General features: G+C 65.0%; 1 protein-coding gene. It reads left to right on the top strand.

What is annotated here, in order from left to right; translation table 11 throughout:
- On the top strand, positions 1 to 454 hold a 454-nt coding region (locus J5M56_RS25250; RefSeq protein ID WP_207938090.1), incomplete at both ends, for a glutamine synthetase beta-grasp domain-containing protein.

Here is a 454-nt window from a genome sequence, read left to right as displayed (position 1 = left end):
GCGAGGACAAGTTCGAAAGCGGCCACGCGTTCGACGGCTCGTCGATCGCGGGCTGGAAGGGCATCGAGGCGTCGGACATGCTGCTCATGCCGGATCCGAACGCGGCCTTCATCGACCCGTTCTACGAAGAGTCGACCCTCGTGCTGACCTGCGATGTCGTCGAGCCGGCGGACGGCAAGGGCTACGAGCGCGATCCGCGCTCGCTCGCGAAGCGCGCCGAGGCCTACCTGAAGAGCACGGGCATCGGCGACACCGCGTACTTCGGTCCGGAGCCGGAATTCTTCATTTTCGACTCGGTGCAGTGGAACACGGACATGTCCGGCTGCTTCGTGAAGATCAACTCGGAAGAAGCGCCGTGGTCGTCGGCGAAGGAATTCGAAGGCGGCAACACGGGCCACCGTCCGGGCGTGAAGGGCGGCTACTTCCCGGTTGCGCCGGTCGACCAGTTCCAGGA

This window comes from Pseudomonas sp. 51_B, from assembly GCF_017491595.1.
GTDB lineage: Bacteria > Pseudomonadota > Gammaproteobacteria > Pseudomonadales > Pseudomonadaceae > Aquipseudomonas > Aquipseudomonas promysalinigenes.
This window is presented reverse-complemented; position numbering and strand designations above follow the sequence as displayed.